8 protein-coding genes and 2 pseudogenes are annotated in these 7,229 nt (G+C 67.9%); 9 read left to right on the top strand and 1 reads right to left on the bottom strand.

Annotated elements, in window-relative coordinates; all coding sequences use genetic code 11:
• The 8 genes and pseudogenes from EP26_RS28750 to EP26_RS28720 form a co-directional block, all read left to right on the top strand.
• Positions 1–623 (top strand): annotated as a pseudogene (locus tag EP26_RS28750) (type I glyceraldehyde-3-phosphate dehydrogenase); the annotation flags it as partial.
• A complete protein-coding gene (gene arsJ, locus EP26_RS28745) occupies positions 623–1,849 on the top strand; it encodes an organoarsenical effux MFS transporter ArsJ (protein ID WP_043344451.1) in 1,227 nt (408 codons plus the stop codon). The pseudogene EP26_RS28750 and the gene arsJ, both read left to right, overlap by 1 nt.
• 120 nt (positions 1,850–1,969) lie before the next feature.
• On the top strand, positions 1,970–2,320 hold the full coding sequence (locus tag EP26_RS28740; RefSeq protein WP_043344450.1) for an ArsR/SmtB family transcription factor: 351 nt from the start codon (positions 1,970–1,972) through the stop codon (positions 2,318–2,320).
• 25 nt (positions 2,321–2,345) lie between these two features.
• A complete protein-coding gene (gene arsC, locus EP26_RS28735) occupies positions 2,346–2,783 on the top strand; it encodes an arsenate reductase (glutaredoxin) (RefSeq protein ID WP_043344448.1) in 438 nt (145 codons plus the stop codon).
• Positions 2,784–2,862: 79 nt separating this feature from the next.
• Complete coding sequence (gene arsB / locus EP26_RS28730) at positions 2,863–3,864, top strand: ACR3 family arsenite efflux transporter (RefSeq protein WP_245624558.1); 1,002 nt, start codon at positions 2,863–2,865, stop codon at positions 3,862–3,864.
• Positions 3,861–4,949: an ArsO family NAD(P)H-dependent flavin-containing monooxygenase gene (locus tag EP26_RS28725; protein WP_043344446.1), complete on the top strand. Its 1,089-nt coding sequence runs from the start codon at positions 3,861–3,863 to the stop codon at positions 4,947–4,949. Before arsB ends, EP26_RS28725 begins: the two co-directional genes overlap by 4 nt.
• A 12-nt stretch (positions 4,950–4,961) precedes the next feature.
• Positions 4,962–5,108, top strand: a complete 147-nt coding sequence (locus EP26_RS37875; RefSeq protein WP_245624557.1) for a hypothetical protein — start codon at positions 4,962–4,964, stop codon at positions 5,106–5,108.
• A pseudogene (locus EP26_RS28720) lies at positions 5,078–5,430 on the top strand (arsenical resistance protein ArsH); the annotation flags it as partial. The gene EP26_RS37875 and the pseudogene EP26_RS28720, both read left to right, overlap by 31 nt.
• Positions 5,431–5,526: 96 nt before the next feature.
• On the opposite strand, the gene EP26_RS28715 reads toward EP26_RS28720, so the two are convergent.
• Positions 5,527–6,852, bottom strand: coding sequence for a glycosyltransferase (locus EP26_RS28715; RefSeq protein WP_245624556.1), 1,326 nt, complete (start codon positions 6,850–6,852; stop codon positions 5,527–5,529).
• Between the two features lie 165 nt (positions 6,853–7,017).
• Here EP26_RS28715 and EP26_RS34065 point away from each other — a divergent pair.
• Positions 7,018–7,229 (top strand): transposase (locus tag EP26_RS34065; protein ID WP_211259602.1); only part of this gene is annotated, 212 nt, incomplete at its 3' end.

Genomic DNA, 7,229 nt, shown 5'->3' with positions numbered 1-7,229 from the left:
ACGTGGTGGTCGGCGTCAATGACGACAGTTACAACCCGAGGAAGCACCGATTGCTGACCGCTGCTTCCTGCACCACGAACTGCCTCGCCCCGGTGGTGAAAGTGGTCCACGAGGCCATCGGCATCCGGCACGGCCAGATCACCACGATTCACGACCCGACGAACACCAACGTGGTCGTGGACGCCCCGCACAAGGATCTGCGCCGGGCCCGCTCCGCCATGCTGTCCCTCCAGCCGACGACGACCGGCAGCGCCACTGCCATCTCGCTCATCTACCCCGAGCTCAAGGGTCGCTTGAACGGCCATGCCGTCCGGGCGCCGGTGCTGAACGCCTCGCTGACGGACGCCGTCTTCGAGATGCAGCGGGAAACCACCGAGGTCGAGGTCAATGAGCTGTTCCACTCGGCGGCGGCTGGACCGCTCGCGGGCATCCTCGGCTTCGAGACGCGACCGCTCGTCTCGGCCGACTACGCAAACGACACCCGCAGCACCATCGTGGACGGGCCGAGCACCATGGTGACCGACGGCACCTTGCTGAAGGTCTACGCCTGGTACGACAACGAGATGGGCTATGCCTGCCGGATGGTGGACCTTGCCAACATCGTCATCGAACGGGGGGCATAATGTCAGGCATCCGCAACTACCTCGTCGTGACCGGCGCCTACTGGGGGTTCACCCTCACGGACGGGGCGCTGCGGATGCTGGTGCTGCTGCACTTCTACCAGCTCGGCTACACGCCGTTCACGCTGGCCTTCCTGTTCCTGCTCTACGAGGCGGCGGGCATCTTCGCCAATTTCGGCGGGGGCTGGCTCGCGGCCCGCTTCGGCATCCCCCGCATGCTCTCGATCGGCCTGAGCCTGCAAATCTGCGGGCTCCTCATGCTGTCGGCGCTGGACCCGGGCTGGGGCGGGGCCTTGTCAGTCGCCTGGGTGGTGGCCGCCCAGGGCATCTCCGGGGTGGCCAAGGACCTGACCAAGACCGCCTCCAAGTCAGCCATCAAGGCGACCTCGCAGCAGGGCGCCGGTCAGCTGTTCCGACGGGTGGCGTGGTTCACCGGCTCGAAGAACGCCATGAAGGGCTTCGGCTTCTTCGTGGGCGGCGCCCTGCTCCAGTTCGTGGGCTTCCGCCCGGCGCTCTGGTTGTTGGTGGCACTGTTGGCCGCCGTCCTGGCAGGCGTGCTGCTGTCGCTGCCCCGCGAGCTCGGCAAGGCCAAGGCCTCGAAGAGCTTCAAGGAGCTCATGGCGAAGAGCCGGGGCGTGAACCTGCTCGCAGGCGCCCGGATCTTCATGTTCGGCTCGCGCGACGTCTGGTTCGTCGTGGGCCTGCCGGTGTTCCTCTACAGCCAGGGCTGGCACTACGTTGGGGTTTCGACCTTCCTCGCCGCCTGGACCATCGGCTACGGCGGGGTGCAGGCGTTGGCGCCATCGGTCGTCCGTCGCAGCGACGATGGGCTGTCACGGGAGGTTCCCGAAGCGCGACTCTGGGCCGCGGTCCTGACCGCGATCCCGGCCGCCATCGCCCTCCTTCTGGCCACCGGCAGCGTCGGGCGCCCGGATGTCGTCGTAGTTGTCGGCCTGGCGGTGTTCGCCTTCGCCTTCGCGGTCAACTCGTCCCTCCACAGCTATCTGATCCTGGCTTACGCAGGCTCGGAGAAGGCCGCCGAGGACGTCGGCTTCTACTACGCGGCCAATGCGGGAGGGCGCCTGTGCGGCATCCTGCTGTCCGGCGTCCTGACCCAGTGGGGTGGCCTTCAGGCATGCCTCTGGGGTTCTGCGGCGATGCTGGCGGCCTGCATGGCGCTGACCTTCATGCTGCCCATGCAAGCCCAGGAACGCCCGGTGCCGGTCTGACCGGGCATCACTCCGACCAACGTTGGCACATCGGGTGCGACATTTCGATGAATGCCGTTGAATCCCAGGAACGAGCTACCCATCCTACGACCATGGACGAAATGTCGTAGGGACAGCTCAATGGAATCCAAGCAGGCCGTCGCGGCGCTCGGTGCCTTGGCACAGGATTCAAGGCTGCAGGTCTTCCGCCTTCTAGTCGAGCAAGGGCCGGATGGGCTCCCTGCGGGCGTCATCGCCGATCGGCTGGGCATCCCGCCGTCGTCACTGACCTTCCACCTGCAGCAGCTCCTGCATGCGGGGCTGGTCACCCAGCGGCGCGTCAGCCGCCAGCTCTTCTACGCCATGGTCCCGGAGACGATGAATGGCCTCGTGGCCTACCTGACAGAGCATTGTTGCGGTGGCCAAGCCGATTGCGGCCCCGCCTGCGACCGCGCTGCGGCCAGCGTGTCTAAGGATGCCTCAGCCGCCTGAAGCCCGACCACGTTCGGAGAACCCCGTGACCGTCACCATCTACCACAACCCGGCTTGCGGGACGTCCCGCAACGTCCTCGGCCTCATCCGCAACAGCGGCGAGGAGCCGACCATCATCGAATACCTGAAAAGTTCGCCCTCGCGGGAGGAGCTGTCGGACCTCATCCGGCGCATGGGAGTGCCGGTACGCAACGTGCTTCGGCAGAAGGGCACGCCCTACGAGGAGCTCCGCCTCGGCGACCCAGCCCTGACCGATGGCCAGCTGCTCGACGCGATGATGGCACACCCCATCCCCATCAACCGGCCCATCGTCGTGACGCCGCTCGGGGTGAAGCTGTGCAGGCCGTCCGAGGCGGTGCTCGACATCCTGCCGAACCCGCAGCGGGGCGCCTTCGCCAAGGAGGACGGCGAGCCTGTCGTGGATGAGCGTGGCCGCCGGGTGGCGAAGGCGGTGGCGGCATGAGCGCGTCGGCGCAGGCGGAGGCCGCCGTCCAGAGCCGCAAGGCAGCGATGGGCACGTTCGAGCGCTACTGACCCTCTGGGTGGCGCTGTGCATCGTCGCGGGCATCGCCCTCGGCGCCGTCATGCCGGGCTTCTTCCACGCCCTCGGTGGGTTGGAGGTGGCGCAGGTCAACATCCCGGTCGCGGCGCTTATCTGGCTGATGATCGTGCCGATGCTGCTGCGGGTGGACTTCACCGCCATGGGGCAGGTCGCGCGCCACTGGCGCGGCATCGCCGTCACCCTCGGCATCAACTGGCTGGTGAAGCCCTTCTCCATGGCGCTCCTCGGCTGGCTCTTCATCGGCTGGCTATTCCGCCCCTGGCTGCCGGAGGCGCAGATCGATAGCTACATCGCCGGACTCATCCTGCTGGCGGCCGCGCCTTGCACCGCCATGGTCTTCGTGTGGTCACGGCTGACCGACGGCGAGCCGAACTTCACCCTGTCGCAGGTGGCCCTGAACGACGCCATCATGGTGGTGGCCTTCGCGCCCGTGGTCGGCCTGCTGCTCGGCCTCTCCGCCATCACCGTACCCTGGGACACGCTGCTGCTGTCCGTGGGCCTCTACATCATCGTGCCGCTCATCGCGGCGCAGATCTGGCGCCGGTCTCTGCTCGCCTCCGGCGGCGAGGCAGCCCTCCAGCGCACACTGAAGGCGCTGAACCCGGTGTCGCTGGTGGCCCTGCTCGCCACGCTGGTCTTGCTGTTCGGCTTCCAGGGCGGGCAGATCCTAGCACAGCCGCTCGTCATCCTGTTGCTCGCAGTGCCCATCCTCATCCAGGTCTACTTCAACGCGGGCCTCGCCTATTTGTTGAACCGGCAGTGCGGCTCGGCTCACAGCGTGGCGGGGCCCTCCGCCCTGATCGGCGCCAGCAACTTCTTCGAGCTGGCCGTGGCGGCCGCCATCAGCCTGTTTGGGTTCGAGAGCGGCGCGGCGCTGGCCACCGTGGTCGGGGTGCTGGTGGAGGTGCCAGTGATGCTCTCGGTCGTCCACATCGTCATGCGGAGCCGTAACTGGTACGAGCGCGGGGCGGCCTCCCGGTGACGGCGGACGCGCAGGAAAGACGGGTCATCGTCATCGGCGGCGGGCAGTCCGGCCTCGCCGTCGGCTACTTCCTGCGCCGGACGGGGCTCGACTTCGAGATCCTGGACGCCAACCAGGGGCCAGGCGGCGCCTGGCCATCGGCCTGGGACTCCCTGCACCTCTTCTCCCCGGCGCAGTGGAGCTCGCTGCCAGGATGGCCCATGCCGCCTGTCCCGGGCGGCGGGTATCCCGGCCGGGACCATGTGGCCGCCTATCTGGCGGCCTATGAGGAGCGATACCGGCTGCCGGTCCGGCGCCCGGTCCGGGTGGAGACGGTCGAGCGCGCGGAGAACCGGCTGCTGGCCCGAACCAATGCGGGCAAATGGACGGCCCTGGCCGTGGTCAGCGCGACCGGTGGAGCCAGCCGCCCCTTCGTGCCGGACTACCCAGGGGTGGAGGGCTTCCGCGGGCGCCAGCTGCACTCCTGCTCCTACCGATCGCCGCAAGACTTCGCGGGCCAGCGAGTCCTTGTCGTCGGGGGCGGCAACTCCGGCGCCCAGATCCTGGCCGAGCTGTCGCATGTGGCTGAGGTGACCTGGGTCACCCCGGAGGCGCCGACCTTCCTCCCCGACGACGTGGACGGCCGCGTGCTGTTCGAGCGGGCCACGGAGCGCGTGCGGGCGCAGCAGGAAGGCCGCGACCCCGGCCCGCCGAAGGGCGGCCTGGGCGACATCGTCATGGTCCCGCCGGTCCGGGAGGCCCGCGACCGCGGCGCCCTGCGGAGCGTCCGGCCCTTCCTGCGCTTCGAGCCGGACGGCGTGGTCTGGCGGGACAGAAGCCGCAGCCCGGTGGACGCGGTCATCTGGTGCACGGGCTTCCGCCCGGCCCTTGTTCACTTGGCGCCGCTCGGCGTGCTGGAGCCGGATGGGTGCGTCGCGGTCCAGGATGGCCGATCCGTCCGCGAGCCGCGCCTCTGGCTGGTCGGCTACGGCGACTGGACCGGGCTCGCCTCGGCCACGCTGGCCGGGGTGACGCGGGCCGCGCGAAGCGCTGTCCAGGAAATCCAAGACGCTTTGGCAGACGCGCCGACCGTGACCGCCACCTGATTGGAGACTTGAATGTCTGACGTGAACCTTCCGGACCTGTCACTGCCCAACGTCTCGGAAGCGCAGCTCGACATCCCGACGGCCGGGAAGTTCGGCATCCCCGGCGCCAGCGCGCACCCGCCGCGAATCGCCCGACCCAAGGCCGGACGCTGGCGGTGATGCAGGTTTCCGGCGGGTCGCAGAGCTTCAACGCTGTGACCACACTGCGCCTGCTCGGTCGCTGGATGCGGATGGTCACCATTCCGAACCAGTCCTCGGTGCCCAAGGCTTTCGAGGAGTTCGACGAGGCGGGCCGGATGAAGCCAGGGCCGCTCTACGACCGCGTGGTGGACGTCATGGAGGAGCTGGTGAAGTTCACGCTGCTGCTGCGGGACCGGTCGGACTATTGACCGACCGCTACAGCGAGCGGAAGGAGCGGGCGGCCAAAGAAAAGGCGACCGCAGATCTTGCGGTCGTCTCCGGCGCAGCGAGCGTGGGGTAACCAACTGCAGGTGCATCCGTAGCACCGGTCTCCGGCTGACGCGAGCGGGCGGCTTCGGCATGGCACCGCAAGCCGAGGCTCAGCATGCCTCGCGGGTCAACTCGCGCGGCCATGTTCGCTTACTCGTCGCTCTATGAAGTCCACTGCCCTGGCGACACCATCCTCCGAACGGATGGCCGCGCCCAGTGTGGCAGCCCGGTCGCGCATTGCCGGGTCGTTGGCCGCGATGCCTATGGCTTCGGCCAGCGTCGATGGCGTCATGGATTTGCGCGTTAAGGGGGCGGGACCGGCACCGAGTGCCGCCACCCGCCGCCCCCAAAAGGGCTGATCCCCGAAGGAGGGGCAGACGACTATTGGCTTTCCGGCCCGCAGCGCCGCAGCGGTTGTCCCGGCACCGCCGTGGTGAACGACCGCGGACACATGCGGGAAGAGCCTGTCGTGAGGTGCGGCATCGAGCACATGCACATGCTGGATTGCGGCCTCTGGCGCCAAGCCGCCCCACCCCACCGCCAGAAGCCCACGCTGGCCAGCCATCGCCAAAGCCTTGACCACCATGGAGGTGGTCGCGGTCGGGTCCAGTGATGGAATGCTGCCGAAGCCCACGTAGACGGGAGCGGGCCCTCGGTTAAGGAAGGCCTGCAGCATCGGATCTGGCCGCCAGTCTCCCGGCTCCTCCAGGAACCAGTACCCAGTCACCTGGGAGTTCTCATCCCAATCCGACGGCCTTGGAACGACGTGTTCGCTGTACGGGTACAGCCGCGGCAACGGAACGCCGCGAATGCTGTGATCGCCGCCTGCTGGAGGCAGCCCAAGCACATCCTGTCGCCAGCGGTGCACCGGCCCGCGGAAGATGGCGCCCGCGTAGCCGAGGAAGAGCCGGTGGCTCACCGCATTCAGGGGGCCGAGGTCGGCGAAGGGCAGCATGGGGCTGGGGAAGGCGCGGGTCGGTGTCAGTCCTGGCAAAGGCAGGGCTACGAAGGCGGGGATGCCCAGCCGCTCCGCGATGTGGGCACCTCCGGATGCCTTGGGATGGTAGACGATGGCGTCCGCCCCCGACGAAGCAGCGGCCCACTGGGCATCAAGCATCCGGCGCATCATGGGACGCACCTCGCGCACGAGGCGCACGATCCAGGACAGACTGCCACGACCGGACAGCATTGCTCGGGCCGCAGGCGTGTCGATGAGATCGAGCATGTCGTCAGGAAGCGGGGCGAAGGCGATGCCGCTGGCGGTTACGAACTGCTCGAACCTTGCGGCGGTGGCGAAGGTGACCCGGTGGCCAGCAGCCGTCAGGCGGCGAGCGAGCGCAAGGTAGGGCTGGACGTCGCCCCGGGTTCCGTAGGTGTGAATCGAAAGCCTCATCGCCTCTGAGAAACCCCACCGGCATTTTTCCATACGAGCCACAGAATGAAAGAGGAGCAACTGAGCATCATCCTCTGGCGACAGAAGTTACGGGGGAATGGAGGTGGATCCGATCGTGCCCCCGGACGTGGTGTAGGAGGCCGTCACCGTAACGGTGGCGGCCATCGTGGTTGGTCCTCGGTAGGGTTGTGTTGCGACACGCAACTCTGACCCAAGGACGCCACGATGACCGATGAGAGGATTGCTCTTCGGGAGCTAATGGAAAAGGGCTCCGATGCTACTTTCCTTAGGGAGATGATTGGCTTTGCAGCCCATCGACTGATGGAGCTGGATGCTGAGGGGGCCTGCGGCGCCGGCCACGGCGAGCGCAGCGCTGATCGGGTGAACCAGCGCAACGGCTACCGCGAGCGCGACTGGCAGACCCGGGTCGGCACGGT

This window comes from Belnapia moabensis DSM 16746, from assembly GCF_000745835.1.
In the GTDB taxonomy this organism is placed as follows: Bacteria; Pseudomonadota; Alphaproteobacteria; order Acetobacterales; family Acetobacteraceae; genus Belnapia; species Belnapia moabensis.
This window is presented reverse-complemented; position numbering and strand designations above follow the sequence as displayed.

Bases quoted from the DNA above. Each gene is read 5' to 3' on its own strand.
- arsJ (WP_043344451.1), top strand. From the start codon at position 623: ATGTCAGGCATCCGCAACTACCTCGTCGTGACCGGCGCCTACTGGGGG.
- EP26_RS28740 (WP_043344450.1), top strand. From the start codon at position 1,970: ATGGAATCCAAGCAGGCCGTCGCGGCGCTCGGTGCCTTGGCACAGGAT.
- EP26_RS37875 (WP_245624557.1), top strand. From the start codon at position 4,962: ATGTCTGACGTGAACCTTCCGGACCTGTCACTGCCCAACGTCTCGGAA.